This window comes from Paenibacillus sp. B01 (genome assembly GCF_009649995.1).
In the GTDB taxonomy this organism is placed as follows: domain Bacteria; phylum Bacillota; class Bacilli; order Paenibacillales; family Paenibacillaceae; genus Paenibacillus_O; species Paenibacillus_O pasadenensis.
In genome coordinates this window covers 4,674,688-4,690,629 of sequence record NZ_CP045802.1, presented here as the reverse complement: position 1 = coordinate 4,690,629, position 15,942 = coordinate 4,674,688, and the positions used below count along the sequence as shown (strand labels likewise).

Genomic DNA, 15,942 nt, shown 5'->3' with positions numbered 1-15,942 from the left:
ACGGAGCGTTCTATAGATGAACTTGAACTTTTCCTTTCTGGATGAGTACGGCTCGTACTTCATCAGCGGCGCGTGGGTGACGCTGCAGCTGTCGTTCTTCGGCGTGCTGCTCGGAACTTTGTTCGGCATCGGCTTCGCCCTCATGCGGCTGTCGCGGATCTGGATCGTCAAATTCCTGGCGACCGCCTACATCGAGATCATCCGCGGCACGCCGATGCTCGTGCAGATTCTCATCATCCACTACGGCCTGACGAACTTCGGCGTCAACCTGCCTGCCTTCGCGTCCGGCGTCGTCGCGCTGACGATCAACAGCGCCGCCTACATGGCGGAGGTGTTCCGCGCCGGCATCCAGGCGATCGACAAGGGCCAGATGGAAGCGGCCCGCTCGCTCGGGATGTCGCGCTGGCAGGCGATGCGCCTGATCGTGCTGCCGCAGGCGTTCCGCAACATGCTGCCGGCGATCGGCAACGAGCTGATCGTCATCATCAAGGACTCGTCGCTCGTCTCGACGATCGGCATCGCGGAGCTGCTGTACAACGCCCGCACCGTGCAGGGCAATACGTTCATTCCGCTGGAGCCGCTTATCGTAGCGGCCGGCGTCTACTTCATCATGACCTTCACGCTCTCGCAGCTGCTGGGCGTGCTGGAGAGGAGGCTGGGCAAGCGATGATCGAGATCCAGGGATTGCGCAAGTCGTTCGGCAGCAATGAGGTGCTCAAAGGCATCGACGCCAGCATCCAGAAAGGCGAGGTCGTCGCCGTCATCGGACCGAGCGGCTCGGGCAAGAGCACGTTCCTGCGCTGCCTGAACCGGCTCGAGGAGCCGACTGGCGGCACGATCCGGTTCAAGGACCGCGACGTGACCGCGGCTCAAAAGGAGCTCAACGAGATCCGCCAGAAGATGGGCATGGTGTTCCAGCATTTCAACCTGTTCCCGCATATGTCCGTGCTGGACAACCTGACGATCACTCCGTGCAAGGTCAAAGGCTTGAAAAAGGAGGAGGCCGAGCGGATCGCGCTGGAGCTGCTGCGCTCCGTCGGCCTCGAGGACAAGCGGGACGCGCGTCCCGACAGCCTCTCCGGCGGCCAGAAGCAGCGCATCGCGATCGCGCGGGCGCTGGCGATGCAGCCGGAGGTCATGCTGTTCGACGAGCCGACGTCCGCGCTCGACCCCGAGATGGTCGGCGAGGTGCTCGACGTCATGAAGCGGCTGGCGCAGAACGGCATGACGATGATCATCGTCACGCATGAGATGGGCTTCGCCCGCGAGGTCGCCGACCGGCTGATCTTCATGGACGGCGGCTACATCGTCGAGCAGGGCGACCCGCGCGAGGTCATGGCCGCTCCGCAGCATGCCCGGACCAAGGAGTTCCTGTCCAAGGTGCTGTAAGCAGCCGAGGCTGAGCCGCTTGCAGCAGCCGGTTCTCCGCGGCGGCCGGAGTCTTGATTGACGTTCCCAGGCACATATGTGCCTGGGATTTTTTGTTTGCTGGATGCCCCCGGCCTCCGCTACAGCACGGTCAGGATGTGCGGACCGTCCTCCGTGATCGCGACGGAATGCTCGTACTGGACGCAGATCGAGCGGTCGGCGGTGCGGGCGGTCCAGCCATCGCTGTCGACGAAGGCGCGCGAGTCGCCGAGCGTGAACATCGGCTCGATCGCCAGCACGAGGCCGTTCTGGAGCAGCGGGCCTTTGCCCGGCAAGCCGTAGTGGGGCACGGACGGCTCCTCCCACAGCTCGCGCCCGAGCCCGTGTCCGCTGAAGTCGCGGACGTTGCCGTAGCCGCGGGCCCGGGCGAGCTGGTCGACGGCCGCGCCGATGTCGCCGACATGCCGTCCCGCGACCGCCTGCGCGATGCCGAGGAAGAGCGCTTCATGGCAGTCGTGCATGAGCCGCCGGATCGCCTCGGAGACGTCGCCGACCGCGTAGGTCCAGGCCGAGTCGCCATGGAAGCCCTGATAAAAGGCGCCGATGTCGATCGAGATGACGTCGCCCTCGGCCAGCGGCCGGTCATCGGGGAAGCCATGGCAGATGACGTCGTTCGGCGCGGAGCAGATCGAGTAGGCGAAGCCGTGATGCCCTTTGAAGCTTGGAACGGCGCCGCGCTTTCGGATCATTTCTTCGACGAGACGGTCCAGCTCCAGCGTCGTGACGCCGGGCTTCACCCGTTCCTTCAGCAGCTCGTGGCACTCCGCCACGATTTGGCCGGCCTTGCGCATGAGGGCCAGCTCTTCCTTCGTTTTCAAGTTCATGGAATCCCTCCTGTTGGAAAAGATGCGGCGCCGAATGTCCATCTCATGCAGGCCCTCGCAGGCGTCGGCTGCAGCCGCCAAGGCAGCCGCATCAGGATCCGCGCAATCGCAGCGCGGATCGATAGGCTTCGAGGCTGGCGAGCAGAAACTCGCGCTCGTCGGCGCGGAGGCCCGAGAGCGCGAGCGGATCGTCGCCCGACTGAGGAAGCGACGGAGGGCCGGCAGCCTCGGCCGAGAGGCCGAGCAGGTGGTCGGACGACACCCCGAACAGGCGGCACAGCCGAACCAGCATGTCATAGTCCGGCGCATTGACGCTGTTCTCGTATTGGGAGACGGTCGACTTGGCGACGGACAGCTCGTCTGCCAGCTGCTGCTGTGTCCAGCCGAGCCGCTGCCGCTGCGCGCGCAGACGGCCGCCGAGGCCGATGCGGCCGGGGGCGTTCGAAGTCGTCATGGGTCAAGGCCTCCTTTGGCCGGACAGCCGGCATGGAATCGCCTCATTATAGCGCAGCGCGAGCGCGCGCAAAAGGCGTCCTTCTCCGAGCCGGCGGGAAAGGACGTCTTTGGCCAGGACTAGCTGCCCTCGCCGGGCAGCTTTTGCGCGTTCGGACACCAGCCGATCGGACTGCGGCACATCGCGGCGGCGAACTCGGGCTCCCGTGCCGCCAGCGCGTTGAAGTAGCCGAGCAGCACATGATTGCCGGAGAAGCTGCCGCCGCTGAAGTCGAGCTCGGCCAGCTCGCTCACATGGGCGTAGTAGTAGATCAGCTTTGTTCGCGGATCTTGATAGACGAGCGGCGGCAAATAGGTGACGATGTCGTTGCTGTTCGCCAGCCGGAAGCTGCGCGGGACAGCTTTGGCGTACGCCTCGGCAAAATCGGAATCGCCGACGCGCGGCGCGGCGAACGTGTAGACGATCGGCTTGCGGACGGGGTCGTTCTTCGCCAGATCGAGAGCGGCCAGCGTCGCGAGCGCGCCGCCGAGGCTGTGTCCGGTCAGGAACAAGGGCTTGCGCGCTCCGGTCCGTCCGAGCAGCTCCCGCAGCTGCGAGCGCAGGCTCTCGTAGAGGGAGGTGAAGCCGCGATGGGTTTTGCCGCCGTCCTTGACGATGGCGTAGTCGACCTGCTCGGCCATGAAGTCGGTCAGCCACTCCGACGTCGAGCTCGTGCCGCGGAACGCGGCGACGACCGCATGCGGCGATTCGGCGACGAAGCCGAACGGCTGGGCTGGGGCTCCGGCATGCCCCCCGGCCTGAAAGACGCCGACCACCTCGTAATCGTCGGGCAGCCGCACCTCTCCCGTTCCTTTCAGCAGCAGATAGGTTTGTCCGCACACGGCCGCAAGAAACAAAGCCGTTCGCTGATCCATGACAGGGGTGGCGCTGCTGAGTTTCACTTTTCTGCTCACGCTGCCCAGCTCCTTTGGCGCTAGAGTGCTTGTAGAGCAGTATATGCAGCAGCGCATCCGGTTGCGCCTAAGCCCAGAGCCGATGCCGGGTTATCCTTCGCTATAAAATAGAAACATCCCGAAGCCCTTGTCAAAGGGATCGGGATGTCTAGTCTGAATTCGCTGCCGCCTGTCTAGCGTCAAGGGGTCGTTCGACGTCCGGTAATGAGGGAGATGACGAACAGCACCAGGAAGACGAAGAACAGGATTTTCGCGATGCCGGCTGCGGCTCCTACGATGCCGCCGAAGCCGAAGATTGCGGCGACGATGGCGATGATCAGAAAAATAACGGCCCATCTCAACATGGGATTCACCATACCTTTCAAAGTAGAGTTGGTTGGCGCGGATCCGGATGATTCGGCTTGCCTCTGCTGGAGGCTTCCGAAGCTTTCGGATCCGCCGGACGGTTGCTTGCCGTCCGCTGATGTAGCTGTATTAACCCTGGCCTTTGAGCCCTAAACAATCGTTCCCTGAATTTGTCCGGCCTTACATCTAATCTGAATTTTTGAGCGCGCTCGCGACCCTGCCGACCTGCGGCTACCGGCCGCAAAAGCTTTCCAGCGGCCGATCCGTTGATTGGATCGACGAAGCCCGGGGTATTAACGCTTAAGTCAAAATCGGTCGATAAGAGCCGTCTGAGGAGGATATAGAACATGGACTATTTGATTGGAATCAGCGTGCTGATCATCGCCATTTCGATCGCGGTGCTCGTCGTTTATTTGGCTCAGACGCTCAAGAAAGTGCAGTCGTCGCTTGACGCGGCGAGCGGGGCGATCCGCGAGGTTCAAGGTGCGGTGCAGGAATGGAAGGGCGATGTCGACGAGCTGGTCGTAAGCGTGAAGGATCTGACCAAACAGGTCAATCACCAGATCGATGCCGTCGATCCGCTGATGGCTTCGGTCCGCGAGGTCGGCACGACCGTGCATGAAGTCGCCGCTGCCGCCCGCGAGTTCTCCACCGGCTGGACGAACCGCCTGCGCCGCAAGGCGCATGAATCGGCGGTGACGGCCGAGCTGGAGGAAAAGGGCCTGAAGGCGAGCCTGCCCGCAGCGGAAACGGACGCTCGCAGCGGCAGCGCCGCCGCTTATGCCGGCACGGCCGTGCCGCTGCGCTCCGGCGGCTCCGCTGCCGGCCAGCCGCCGAAGAAGGTTCCGGTGCTGGCCGAGGACGCTTCCGGCTCGCCCGCATGGGTCGGCTGGCTGGACGTCGGCATCCAGGCGGCGCGCCTGATCCGTTCGAGCCGCTCCAAAGCCTAGATTCGTACGAGCCGCGCCGCGCGGCGGCTGGACTTTGCCGGCAAGTTGCTTTAGGATAGAACCAAACGTTTGGCTATAAAGGCAGGCAGGGGGGCCGCTTCGGCTGCCTTGCTTTTGCCGCGATTTCGGGGAGAAGGAATCATCATGCGGATAGTAGTTGTCGACGATAACGCGATGAATATAACGGTCGTTCAGGAGATGCTCAAGCGGGCAGGCTACTGGGACGTGAGGGCCGCTGCCTCCGGCATGGAGCTGTTCGCCATGCTCGGTCTGGAGGAGAACGGCGCCGAGCCGGCGGAAGGCATTCCGACGCCGGACGTGGACCTCATCCTGCTGGACATGATGATGCCCCGCATCGACGGCATTGCGGCCTGCCAAGCCATTCAGGCGTCGGAGCGGCTCCGGGACATCCCGGTCATCATGGTCACGGCGATCGGGGATTCCAAAAAGCTGGCCGAGGCGCTCGATGCCGGCGCGATCGACTACGTGACCAAGCCGATCAACCGCATCGAGCTGCTCGCCCGCATCCGCGTAGCGCTGCGGCTCAAGCAGGAGAAGGATTGGCATCGCGAGCGCGATCGGCGCATCCGCGAGGAGCTGCAGCTGGCCAAAGAGGTGCAGTCGGCGGCCTTGCCGCCGAAGCTGGAGGAGAGCGGAATCGTCATCGATGCGATCTACCAGCCTTCCGAGGAGCTGTCCGGCGATCTGTACGCCTGGAACCGGATCGACGAGCATCGCTACGGCATCGCCGTCATCGACGCGATGGGCCACGGCATCTCGTCGTCCCTCGTCTGCATGTTCATCGCTTCGGTGCTGAGGGACGCGATGGTGACCAAGGTCGAGCCGGTGCTCGTCATGGAGGAGCTCAACCGCCGCGCGCTGCAGCTGCAGTTCGCGGATCAGCTCATCCAGTATTATTTCACGGCGCTCTATATGGTCGTAGACCTGCAGCGGGGCACGGTGGAGTACGTCAATGCGGGCCATCCGCCGGGACTGCTCGTGCGCGCGGGCGGACAGGGGACGGAGGAGCCGCTTTCCGGCGGAGGCATGGCGGTCGGATTGTTCGAGGGCGTCACCTTCCAAAAGCAGGTCGTGGAGGTGCAGCCCGGCGACCAGCTGCTGCTGTTCACGGACGGCCTGCTGGAGCTGGTGAGCGGACCGGAGGAGGGCCGGCTCGAGATGCTGATGGAGCGCATGGCCGGAGCCGTGCGGACGAGCGGCTCGCTGCATGAGCTGCTCCTGTCCGAGGACGGGCCTCGGCCGGACGACTGCTGCCTCGTGCAGATCGGCATCCGCTGAGCGGCTGCCCGCCTTGCCATCCGATGGAATTGAAAAAGGCCTCAAGCTCTGAAAAGCAGAGCTTGAGGCCTTTTTTTGCGAGGAGCTGCCGGCTCCTGCGCCAACACGCTCAGGACCGTAAGAACGGCATGAGGTCTCATCGGTTCGTCGAGGCTGGCATTGCCGGGGAGTCGAAAGTACCCTGGCTGGTGGAAATGAGGCGCAACGGCTCCACGAGGGAGTCGAAAGTGCCCTGGCTCGATGAGGCGTGGCAAATCGACTCGATGAGGGAGTCGAGAGTACCCTGGCTGGTGGAAACGCGGCGTATCGGCTCCACGAGGGAGTCGAAAGTGCCTTGGCTGGTGGAAATGAGGCGTATCGGCTCCATGAGGGAGTCGAAAGTGCCTAGGCTGGTGGAAATGAGGCGCATCGGCTTCGTGAGGGAGTCAAAAGTACCCTGGCTGGTGGAAATCCGGCGCATCGGCTCCACGAGGGAGTCGAAAATGCCTGGGCTGGTGGAAACGCGGCGTATCGGCTCCACGAGGGAGTCGAAAGTACCCTGGCTGGTGGAAACGCGGCGTATCGGCTCCACGAGGGAGTCGAAAGTACCCTGGCTGGTGGAAATGAGGCGCAACGGCTCCACGAGGGAGTCGAAAGTGCCTAGGCTGGTGGAAATGAGGCGTATCGGCTCCACGAGGGAGTCGAAAGTGCCCTGGCTCGATGAGGCGTGGCAAATCGACTTGATGAGGGAGTCGAGAGTACCCTGGCTAGTGGAAATGAGGCGCAACGGCTCCATGAGGGAGTCGAAAGTGCCCTGGCTGGTGGAAATGAGGCGTATCGGCTCCACGAGGGAGTCGAAAGTGCCCTGGCTCGATGAGGCGTGGCAAATCGACTCGATGAGGGAGTCGAGAGTACCCTGGACGGTGGAAATGAGGCGCAACGGCTCCATGAGGGAGTCGAAAGTGCCTAGGCTGGTGGAAATGAGGTGCATCGGCTTCGCGAGGGAGTCGAAAGTACCCTGGACGGTGGAAATGAGGCGCATCGGCTCCACGAGGGAGTCGAAAGTGCCCTGGCTGGTGGAAATGAGGCGCATCGGCTCCATGAGGGAGTCGAAAGTGCCTTGGCTCGATGAGCGTGGCAAATCGACTCGATGAGGGAGTCGAAAGTGCCCTGGCTGGTGGAAATGAGGCAAATCGGCTCAATGAGGGAGTCGAAAGTGCCTTGGCTCGATGAGCGTGGCAAATCGACTCGATGAGGGAGTCGAGAGTACCCTGGCTGGTGGAAATGAGGCGCATCGGCTCCACGAGGGAGTCCAAAGTGCCCTGGCTCGATGAGGCGTGGCAAATCGACTTGATGAGGGAGTCGAGAGTACCCTGGCTGGTGGAAATGAGGCGAATCGGCTCCATGAGGGAGTCGAAAGCGCCTGGGCAGAATGGAGCTGGTCATTCGTTCAGGCTCGTTTGTCGCGGCTGCGGCCCCAGGCATGCCAGAGCCAGTAGACGAGCAGCGGCGTCGGCACCTGGATCAGCCCCCATAGTCCCCAGAACCAGCGGTTGCGGCCATGCCGGGTCGCGTGGACGAACAGCCAGGTGCTTTGGGCGAACAAGGCGGAGAAAATCAACACCCACCCATACAGCGGAAATGCGGACAATGCCTCCCAATCCGTTCGGTTCATACGCTTCCCCCTCCGTTCCCGGCTGCTTTTTCGTTGCGCCTGCTCTCGAGCGGCCGCCGCAGCAGGCCGGCCAGCGCGACGAGAGCCAGCGCAGCGGCTGTCAGCGCGAGCTGCGCTCCGACGTAGTAGGCCGGAGCCGCTCCGGCCGCCCAGATGCCGGCGGCGAGCAGCACGGCTGCCGCCAGCCAGAAGCGCGCCAGGTCGCGCAGCAGCCGGCGGCGCTGAGCGGCCTGGACCTCGCGCACGAGAGCGAGCATCTGCTGCGGATCGGCATCCTTTTCCGGCAGCGCTTCATCCATCCGCTTCAGCTCGAGAGAGAGGCGGCGCTCAAACGCTTCCTGCGCCCGTTCCTCGGAACGATGCTCCGCCCGCCGCGCGGCGTCTGATCCCGCCTGCTCCACGCCCGGCGCTTCATCCTGACCATCCGCGGGCCGCGCGGCGTCCGATCCCGACCGCTCCACGCCCGACACTTCATCCTCTCCTTCCTCCGGCCGCGCGGCGTCCGATCCGGCTCGCTCCACGCCCGGCGCTTGATCCTGACCATCCTCCCGCCGCGAGGCCTCCAATCCGTCTCCTTGCCGCCGTTCCTCCCGCCGCGGCGCCTCGTCCCGGGCCGCTTTTGGACGTTCCTTGTCCTTCATTCCTCCGTCAGCTCCTTCCGCAGCTTGGCGAGTCCGTGATGGACCCGCGACTTGGCCGTGCCGGCGGCAACGCCGGACAGCTTTCCGATCTCCTCATACGAATAGCCGTAATAGTGCTTCAGCAGCACGGCGGCCCGCTGCTCGTCCGGCAAGGCGGCGAGCGCCTCCAGCAGCTCGAGCCGCAGCTCCGGATAGCTGTGCGCAAGCTTCATCCGCTCCGCTTCCGCGTAAGCGGACTGCCGCCGATCCCGCCGCGTCTCCCGCCGCTTCTCATCGAGATAGACGCGGGTCGCGATCGCCAGCAGCCATGTCGAGAACGCGGACTCGCCCCGGAACCGCCCGATGCTCTCCACGGCGCGGATCATCGTCTCTTGAGCGAGATCCTCCGCCAGCGGCCCGCTCAGGCATAGCTTGAGCAGGTACTTGCGCAATAAGCCGTACTGCTCCCGAAGCAGCTCCGCGATCGCCCCGGCATCGCCCCGCACGGCGCGGCGGAGGCGGGGATCTTCCGTCCGACGTTTGCTCCAAGCTCCGATCTTGACCTTCTCCGCCTCCTTCCGCAGCCCCGGCGGTCAGCCGAGCTTTTCGAGAAATTGATGCCGCTGCGCCAGTCGTCGCGCCGAGCGCAGCAGCAGCCAGGCGATCAGCGCGAGAGCGGCAGCCATCAACAGCATCGCGCCGCTGCCGAGCAGCAGCAGTCCCGTCGCCTGTCCGCCGGCGAGCGCGAGCACCGGCAGCACGACGACGCCTCCGAGCTGGTACGCCTCTTGGAATCCTTTGACCTTGGCCGAGATGAGCATCGTCGCCAGCACGATGACGGCCGTCAGCGCAGGCACGACGAGCAGCATCAGCGGGAGCCAGTTCCACGTCGGGAAGATCAGGCCGCCGAACACCGGGTACGCCAGCGAGTTGACGACGATGCCGTAAAGGAGAAAGCTGCCGAACGTCAGCCCGAGCGCGGGCAGGAGGGCTGACAGCGCCTTGCCGAGCAGCAGCTGGTTCATCGAGATCGGTGCATACAGCAGCCCCTCCAGCGTCTTGCGCTCCTTTTCCCCGGCGAAGCTGTTGGCGGTGATGATGCTGGCGGCCATCGCAGGGATGAGCAGGAACATCGGTGCGAGCAGGTAGGTCAGGGCGAAATACAGCACCCGCTCGATGTCGCCCGGCAGCGGCGCGAGCTGCGCCTGCAGCGCAGGCGGGGCGGACGTGGTCACGAGCTCGAGCAGGAAATCCAAGTTGCCCATGCGGCTCACTCCTTCGGCTCCGGCCGGCAGCGCGGAGAAGCGGACGACGGAGATGAGGATCGCCGGCAGCACGCCTCCGAAGACCAGCGGCACGATCAGCATCGGCAGCCATAGCTGCACGCTTGCCTTGAGCGCGCGCATGTCCTTGAGGGCGATCGCCCAGACGGGACCGAAGCGGCTTTGACCCACGAGTTTTTCATGCCGGCTCATCAAGACTCCTCCTTCCGGATCTGGAAATAGACCGACTCGAGATCGTCGTTCAGGATGCGCGCCTCATACAGGCGGCTTTCCGCGGCCGCCCGGGCGATGAGCGCCGGCAGCTCGCCGTACGACGGCGCCTCGACGACGAAGCGGCCGCTTCGTCCCTCCCAGCCGTCCGCGCGCAGCTCGACCCGCAGGCTGCGAATGTAGCGGGAGCGCAGCTCGTCCAGCGTGCCCTCGGTCTTTTTGACGCCCTGCTCGAGAAAGATATACCGGCTGCAGACGGTTTCCAGCTGGGCGAGCACATGCGAGCAGATGAGCACCGTGACGCCTTCGCGCTCGTTCAGACGGCGCAGATAGCCGAGCACGTCCCGCGTGCCGTCGGGATCGAGCCCGTTCGTCGGCTCGTCGAGCAGCAGCACTGACGGACGGTGCAGCATCGCGCGCGCCAGGCCGAGCCTCTTTTTCATGCCGGTGCTGTACGTCCCGGTCGCCCGATCGAGAAAAGCGTGCAGAGACAGCACGTCGGCCAGCTCCTCGATGCGCTCCTCGGCCGGAATGCCGTACAGGTCCGCATAGAAGCGCAGATTGGCCCGCCCCGTCATGTCCTCGTAAAGGCCCGGCTGCTCCGTAAGCGTCCCGCAGCGACGCCGCACCTCGTCTCCATTCTGCAGCGGACTGAGCCCGTCAACGGAGATCGTGCCTTCTTCCGGCCGCAGCAGGCCGTTCAGTAGCCGGATGAGCGTCGTTTTGCCGGCGCCGTTCGGCCCGATCAGGCCGGTGATCGCTCCGGGCTCGATCTGCGCGCTGAAGTCTTTCAGCGCTGTCTTGTCTCCGAATCGTTTCGTCACCTTGTCGAACCGGATCATAGTCTATCGCCCCCTGTCTTTATTCTGCCTATAAGTCGTCTGCGGGAGCCGATTCGTTCAAGGGGAGGGAGGTTTTTTTTAGAGGGGCTGCCGGTAGAGAAGCCGACTTGGATCCGATTGGAGAAGGGGGAGCGATGGGAGCGGGAACGAGCTTGCAGCCGGCCTGCGAAGTTGGTGGGAAGGCAGGCGGACCTATCGGCAGGGCGAGCGGCGCCGAATCAGACTTTGAGGGGAGCTTCTTGGCCAGCGCGTGCGTCGGATTATCAGCGTCGATTTTACTTGCGATGTAGGCGTTCATGCAAGAGGGAAGACGGAGGGAGTGCAGGAGGAGACGGACGGAGTGCAGAAATGGGGGGGCCGGGAGCTGGCGGCAGCGATTGCGGCCAGCCGGAAGGGGAAGGCGACGGGGCGCTGAGCTTGGCGCGACCCGTTCGTGACGGTCCCGGCTTTGGGGACGCGCCTGGACCTGGGAGAAGCGCCGATATTCGGGGAATCGCCGCTGCCATGAACCAGTCCGCCGCCGCACCGCGGCCCGAACCGGGCGAATCGAAGGCACAATTGTGCCTTGGTGCCCGCTCCGCAGCCCGAACCGGGCGAATCCAAGGCAGAAAAGTGCCTTGGATCCCGCTGCGCGGCTCGAACCGGGCGAGTCCAAGGCACAAATGTGCCTTGGTGCCCGCTCCGCGGCCCGAACCGGGCGAATCCAAGGCAGAAATGTGCCTTGGTGCCCGCTGCGCGGCCCGAACCGGGCGAATCCAAGGCACAAAAGTGCCTTGGTGCCCGCTGCGCGGCCCGAACCGGGCGAATCCAAGGAACAAAAGTGCCTTGGTGCCCGCTCCGCAGCCCGAACCGGGCGAATCCAAGGCATAAATATGCCTTGGTGCCCGCTGCGCGGCCCGAACCGGGCAAATCCAAGGCACAAAAGTGCCTTGGAGCCCGCTCCGCAGCCCGAGCCCGGCGTCTAGTCCCGCTTCTCCCCGTCATCGCCGGGGTACGGGCGCCGGCTGCGGCTGCCGCCGGAAGCGGCGGCTTGCGGGCGCTTGGCCTTGGCCGGCCGCGAGCGCTTCGGCATCGGCGCGGCTGCGGACGGCTCCGCGGCGGCCTGCTCCTTGCCCCGCCGGGCGCGCCTGCGCGATTCGGCGCGGTCGGTGAGCAGGTCGCCCGTCCAGCCTTTGAACCAGAGCCAGGCGTACAGGCCGGCGGCGAACAGCACGATCGAGGCGCACAGGATCGGGAAGCCCCAGCGGCTGTCGATTCCCGGCAAGTAGCGAAAGTTCACGCCCCACAGCGTGCCGGCGATCGTCGGCGGCACGAACAGCGCGGTGAAGATCGTCAGCGTCTTCATAATGTCGTTGCCGCGGAAGCTGGCGATCGCATCGTCCATCGCGATGAGCGTGTCGATCTCCGACGTGTAGCGGGTGAGCAGCGAGTCGATGCGTTCAAGCTTGTAGCCGAGGCGCTGGAATTCCGGCGTATCCAGAATGGCGTCCACATACGCTTCCTTGACGGAATCCTGCACCTCGCGGATCGGCAGGAACAGATGCGTCCAGTGCAGCAGCTCGTGGCGGCGCTCGAAAATGACGGGCAGCAGGGCGGTGCGGTTGCGGCTGTGCACGGCACGCTCCAGCTCCGTCAGCTTCCGCTCGTAATCGTCGAGGCCGCCGTGGAACGCCTCCAGCAGCGCTCCGAGCAGCACGAGGAACGCCTCGCGCGCGCCTGGGCAGCCTTCCATCCATTCGGCCCAGGACCCCGCCTGCAGCTTGAGCGGCAGGCGCGGGTCCTCGTGCCAGGTGACGAGGCGGGAGCCGCACAGCCAGTAGTGCAGCGGCTGCGGCTCGCTCTCGGCGGCGTCCGGCTGCACCATGAGGGTGCCGGAGAGCAGCGGCTGCTGCCGCTCGTCGAGGCTGAAATGGACCTCGTTGCGGCGGCGGCCCTCCGTCTCGCGGAGCCATGAAGAGCAGAAGGGCAGCTCCGACGCGAGCGCGCGGAGCTGCTCGGCCCGCTGCGCGGCGATCTGCTCAGCCAGGCGTCCGGCCTGCTCCATGGCCGGATCGGCGGGCCGGCGCCGGCCCGCCGAGCGCGACCGGACAAGCGGAGCTTGCCCGTCCGGGAGGAAGGAGCGGGCATGGCGATCGTCCTGGATGACATGCCATTCCCATCCGGCCTTATAGTTGAGCTGGCGATGAATCATGGGCTCCGTCCCCCTCCCGCGCTTGGCGTCGATCTTTCCATCATACCCCGAAGCCGCCGCGCTTAACAACCGGCTCCGTTCCTGCGCAGGCCGCGCCAAAAGGCCGCATCCGACGTTCGGATGCGGCCTTTGGCGCGGCATGAGGTCGCTACGCCTCGTCGTACGGCTGGCCGTCCTCGGAGAGCAGCCGCTTGAGCTTCTCGATGGCGCGGCGCTGGATGCGCGAGATGCTCATCTGCGAGACGCCGAGCCGATCGGCGATCAGCCTCTGCGGGATGCCTTCCTCGAAGGCGAGCTGCAGCACTTGCTGCTCCTCGGGCTTGAGCTGCTCGAGGGCGGCCTTCAGATCCATCTTTTTGTCCACGGTATCGAAGTCGTCCGCCTGGGAGCCGATCAGCTCCCCGAGCGTCGTCGTGCTCTCGTCCTCCGAAATCGGAGTATCGAGCGAGATATAATGATATAAGTCCCGGCCGCCGAGAATTTCCAGCGTCTCCTCGACGGATAGATCCATGCGCAGGGCGATCTCCTCGATGCGGGGCGAGCGCTCCAGCTGGACGGTCAGCTCGTCGATCGCCTGCTGCACGGCGATGCCTTTTTCCTTGATGCGCCGCGGAACCTGGATATACCAGGATTTGTCCCGCAGGTAGTTTTTCATATGGCCAATGATGCTCTTCATCGCGTACGGCTCGAACTGCACGCCCATCGAGGCGTCGAACTGGGCGAACAGCCGCAGCAGCGCCATCTGGCCGACCTGGTACAGATCCTCGTACAGATCGGGGCGGTTGCGCGCGATCTTGCCGGCCGCCATCTTCACCATCGGCTCGTAATGCGTGATGAGCTGCGTCGCCAGATCGTTGTTCGGGTTGTTCTGATATTCCAGAATAAGGGCTGTTCCTGCCTGGGGAGAAGGGCTGGCCGGTTGCATGCTCATGCCATCTCCCCACTTTTTACCAGACGTTTGGTAAGTACGACCTCCGTCCCTTTTTCGCTCCGCACTTCGACTTCGTCCATGAGAGCTTGCATCAGATAAAGGCCGAGGCCTCCTGCCTGGATGTCGTGAATGGACTTGCCATGGAGCGGCTCGGCTCTCTGGGCGACGGAGGCGGCGTCGAAGCTGTCCCCCTCGTCCCGTACGACGATCGACAGCGCTTCGCCGGCCCGGAGGAAGCTGACTTCCATCTCGCCGGCCGGCTCGCTGTCGGCGCGTCCGGCATAAGCGTACAGGACGGCGTTGTTGCAGGCTTCCGACACGGCGACTTTCATATCCTCGATCTCCTCGTAGGTAAAGCCGACCTTGGTGGCCACTCCGTACAGAGTCAGCCGGATCAGGTCCAGATAGTCGGATTTGGCCGGCAGGCGCAGCGTGATTTTTTCTTCAGCAGTCATGGTTGATTCGGTCCTTTCTGGGCGCCGTAGGCTTCAGGATTTGGTGAGGAAGGAAGTGATTCCGGTCATGTCGAACAGCTTGCGGATGCCGGGCGGAATCGCCTCGACTTCGAACGGGGCGTTTTTGGCGTGCCGGGCTTTCAGGACGGAAACGAAAATGCCGATTCCCGTGCTGTCGATGTATTTAAGGTCGCGCAGGTTGAGGATCAGCTCGCGGTCCGTCAGCTCCATGAGGGGCGCCATCGCGGCGCGCAGCTGGGACGCGGAGTCGAGGTCGAGCTCTCCGCTCAGGTAGACGATGCAGCGGCCTTCCTGAGTTTCGGTGCGTAGTTGGAACTTCTCATTCTGGTTCATAGATCCCTCTCCTGGTTCTGATTGATGATACTTCGGCTTCATTAATAGCTCATAGCAAGATAATAACCCTTCCGAGACGGAATGAAACGGGCGCGGCCTGGGAAAACCGTCCTTTTTTTTGCGTGGAAAGCGGTTTTTCTCCGGCGGCCCCGGGTTAATAGTGCAATAAGCAGGGCGAAACCAAAAGGAGGTCCTATCCATGGACAATCGGAACGTGCAAGTCGAGGAAAGGCATGTGGAGCACAAATCGGACTCGAGCATGGTCGCATCGACGTTCATCAAGTACGCCGCTTATCTCATCATCTTTTTCGGCGTCCTGTACTTCCTGATCCAATACATCATCCCCATGTTCTAGCGCCGGCATCCGGGAGGCCGCCTGACCGCCAGCAGCGGATGGAGGAGCGGCGCCCGGGGAAGCCTATCTTTCACAAGGAGGAGAACGATATGAGCAGAACGATCGGAATTTTCGACAACCAGGAGCAGGCCGTCAAGGCCGTGCAGGCGCTGCGCGACGGAGGCTACGCCGCAGACGAGATCAAGGTCGTCGGGCGGGACCGCGACGCGGTACGCTTCGTCGAAGCGGATACGGACGTGCATGCCGACGAGCTGCAGGAAATTCGGGACGCGCGTGGCGGCGACGGCACCGGCATGCCCGGGACGTTCGTCGTAGGCGCGGCTCCGCTTGGCGGAGGGACGATGTCCGGCACCGGCGTCGCGCCTTATCTCGGCGGAGCCTATCCGGCCGTTGCCGGCGGCTTGATCGACAGCGGCGACACGCCGTTCGAGAACATCTTCAAAGACTTCGGCCTCGGCGAAAGCGATGCGGAAGCTTGCCGCGACGCCGTATCGGAGGGCCGAATCGTCATCATCGCGGACCGCGATGACGGCTCGGACGGCGGTTATGAGGCCGACGGACCGACGGAGGCCGCCCTCGGCGAGGCCGAGACGCTGCTCCGGGCGAACGGAGCGGTCAAGATCCTTTAAGGCACGAGCAGCACGGCATGGCGAAGAGCCTGCGCAGAAGCCATTCTGCCGCGGGCTTTTTGGACTTAGCGGAAACATCCATTGACTGTCCAATCCCTTTAGAAGTAAGATATACATCTGTCAAGAACATCAGAAGGAAAGAGGGGATAGTCCTTGAGCAAGTCC

General features: G+C 64.1%; 20 protein-coding genes. 7 read left to right on the top strand and 13 right to left on the bottom strand.

Annotated elements, in window-relative coordinates; all coding sequences use genetic code 11:
• Positions 1–16 precede the first annotated feature (16 nt).
• Entirely contained in the window at positions 17–670 is a 654-nt protein-coding gene (locus GE073_RS20145) for an amino acid ABC transporter permease (RefSeq protein WP_307719995.1), read from the top strand.
• On the top strand, positions 667–1,389 hold the full coding sequence (locus GE073_RS20140) for an amino acid ABC transporter ATP-binding protein (protein WP_028600755.1): 723 nt from the start codon (positions 667–669) through the stop codon (positions 1,387–1,389). Before GE073_RS20145 ends, GE073_RS20140 begins: the two co-directional genes overlap by 4 nt.
• Positions 1,390–1,508: 119 nt before the next feature.
• Here the strand turns inward: GE073_RS20140 and map are convergent, their stop codons facing one another.
• The 4 genes from map to GE073_RS20120 form a co-directional block, all read right to left on the bottom strand.
• Positions 1,509–2,252, bottom strand: coding sequence for a type I methionyl aminopeptidase (gene map / locus GE073_RS20135; protein WP_153784174.1), 744 nt, complete (start codon positions 2,250–2,252; stop codon positions 1,509–1,511).
• Between the two features lie 91 nt (positions 2,253–2,343).
• Positions 2,344–2,706 carry a helix-turn-helix domain-containing protein gene (locus tag GE073_RS20130; RefSeq protein ID WP_153784173.1) on the bottom strand — a complete coding sequence of 121 codons (363 nt, stop codon included), beginning with the start codon at positions 2,704–2,706 and terminating at the stop codon, positions 2,344–2,346.
• A 119-nt stretch (positions 2,707–2,825) separates the two neighbouring features.
• Positions 2,826–3,659, bottom strand: coding sequence for a lipase family protein (locus tag GE073_RS20125; RefSeq protein WP_228551674.1), 834 nt, complete (start codon positions 3,657–3,659; stop codon positions 2,826–2,828).
• Positions 3,660–3,838: 179 nt separating this feature from the next.
• Positions 3,839–4,003 (bottom strand): DUF1328 domain-containing protein, encoded by a 165-nt coding sequence (locus GE073_RS20120; protein ID WP_028600758.1) that lies wholly within the window; start codon positions 4,001–4,003, stop codon positions 3,839–3,841.
• A 348-nt stretch (positions 4,004–4,351) separates the two neighbouring features.
• Between GE073_RS20120 and GE073_RS20115 the strand changes: the two genes are divergently transcribed.
• From GE073_RS20115 to GE073_RS20105, 3 genes are all read left to right on the top strand, one after another.
• Positions 4,352–4,954, top strand: a complete 603-nt coding sequence (locus tag GE073_RS20115; protein WP_101808085.1) for a DUF948 domain-containing protein — start codon at positions 4,352–4,354, stop codon at positions 4,952–4,954.
• 144 nt (positions 4,955–5,098) lie between these two features.
• Positions 5,099–6,253 (top strand): PP2C family protein-serine/threonine phosphatase, encoded by a 1,155-nt coding sequence (locus GE073_RS20110; RefSeq protein WP_028600760.1) that lies wholly within the window; start codon positions 5,099–5,101, stop codon positions 6,251–6,253.
• A 128-nt stretch (positions 6,254–6,381) separates the two neighbouring features.
• On the top strand, positions 6,382–7,386 hold the full coding sequence (locus GE073_RS20105) for a hypothetical protein (protein ID WP_146000463.1): 1,005 nt from the start codon (positions 6,382–6,384) through the stop codon (positions 7,384–7,386).
• A gap of 296 nt (positions 7,387–7,682) precedes the next feature.
• On the opposite strand, the gene GE073_RS20100 is transcribed toward GE073_RS20105, so the two are convergent.
• The 9 genes from GE073_RS20100 to GE073_RS20060 form a co-directional block, all read right to left on the bottom strand.
• On the bottom strand, positions 7,683–7,907 hold the full coding sequence (locus tag GE073_RS20100; protein WP_228551672.1) for a hypothetical protein: 225 nt from the start codon (positions 7,905–7,907) through the stop codon (positions 7,683–7,685).
• A complete protein-coding gene (locus GE073_RS20095; protein ID WP_153784172.1) occupies positions 7,904–8,548 on the bottom strand; it encodes a DUF5345 family protein in 645 nt (214 codons plus the stop codon). Before GE073_RS20095 ends, GE073_RS20100 begins: the two co-directional genes overlap by 4 nt.
• The gene (locus GE073_RS20090) at positions 8,545–9,033 is read right to left on the bottom strand and encodes a sigma-70 family RNA polymerase sigma factor (protein ID WP_194843417.1); all 489 of its coding nucleotides are present in this window, start codon (positions 9,031–9,033) and stop codon (positions 8,545–8,547) included. Before GE073_RS20090 ends, GE073_RS20095 begins: the two co-directional genes overlap by 4 nt.
• A gap of 87 nt (positions 9,034–9,120) precedes the next feature.
• Positions 9,121–10,002, bottom strand: coding sequence for an ABC transporter permease (locus GE073_RS20085; RefSeq protein ID WP_028600765.1), 882 nt, complete (start codon positions 10,000–10,002; stop codon positions 9,121–9,123).
• The gene (locus tag GE073_RS20080; RefSeq protein WP_028600766.1) at positions 10,002–10,862 is read right to left on the bottom strand and encodes an ABC transporter ATP-binding protein; all 861 of its coding nucleotides are present in this window, start codon (positions 10,860–10,862) and stop codon (positions 10,002–10,004) included. Before GE073_RS20080 ends, GE073_RS20085 begins: the two co-directional genes overlap by 1 nt.
• 961 nt (positions 10,863–11,823) lie before the next feature.
• Positions 11,824–13,053 (bottom strand): magnesium transporter CorA family protein, encoded by a 1,230-nt coding sequence (locus GE073_RS20075; protein WP_052333669.1) that lies wholly within the window; start codon positions 13,051–13,053, stop codon positions 11,824–11,826.
• A 148-nt stretch (positions 13,054–13,201) separates the two neighbouring features.
• On the bottom strand, positions 13,202–13,984 hold the full coding sequence (locus GE073_RS20070) for a sigma-70 family RNA polymerase sigma factor (protein WP_028600767.1): 783 nt from the start codon (positions 13,982–13,984) through the stop codon (positions 13,202–13,204).
• Positions 13,981–14,439: an anti-sigma B factor RsbW gene (rsbW, locus tag GE073_RS20065; protein WP_028600768.1), complete on the bottom strand. Its 459-nt coding sequence runs from the start codon at positions 14,437–14,439 to the stop codon at positions 13,981–13,983. Before rsbW ends, GE073_RS20070 begins: the two co-directional genes overlap by 4 nt.
• 33 nt (positions 14,440–14,472) lie before the next feature.
• Positions 14,473–14,793, bottom strand: a complete 321-nt coding sequence (locus GE073_RS20060; RefSeq protein ID WP_028600769.1) for an STAS domain-containing protein — start codon at positions 14,791–14,793, stop codon at positions 14,473–14,475.
• Between the two features lie 199 nt (positions 14,794–14,992).
• Here GE073_RS20060 and GE073_RS25145 point away from each other — a divergent pair, with 199 nt between their 5' ends.
• Positions 14,993–15,148, top strand: a complete 156-nt coding sequence (locus tag GE073_RS25145; protein WP_164820196.1) for a hypothetical protein — start codon at positions 14,993–14,995, stop codon at positions 15,146–15,148.
• An 89-nt stretch (positions 15,149–15,237) separates the two neighbouring features.
• Positions 15,238–15,777 (top strand): general stress protein, encoded by a 540-nt coding sequence (locus tag GE073_RS20055; RefSeq protein ID WP_028600770.1) that lies wholly within the window; start codon positions 15,238–15,240, stop codon positions 15,775–15,777.
• Positions 15,778–15,942: the final 165 nt, after the last annotated feature.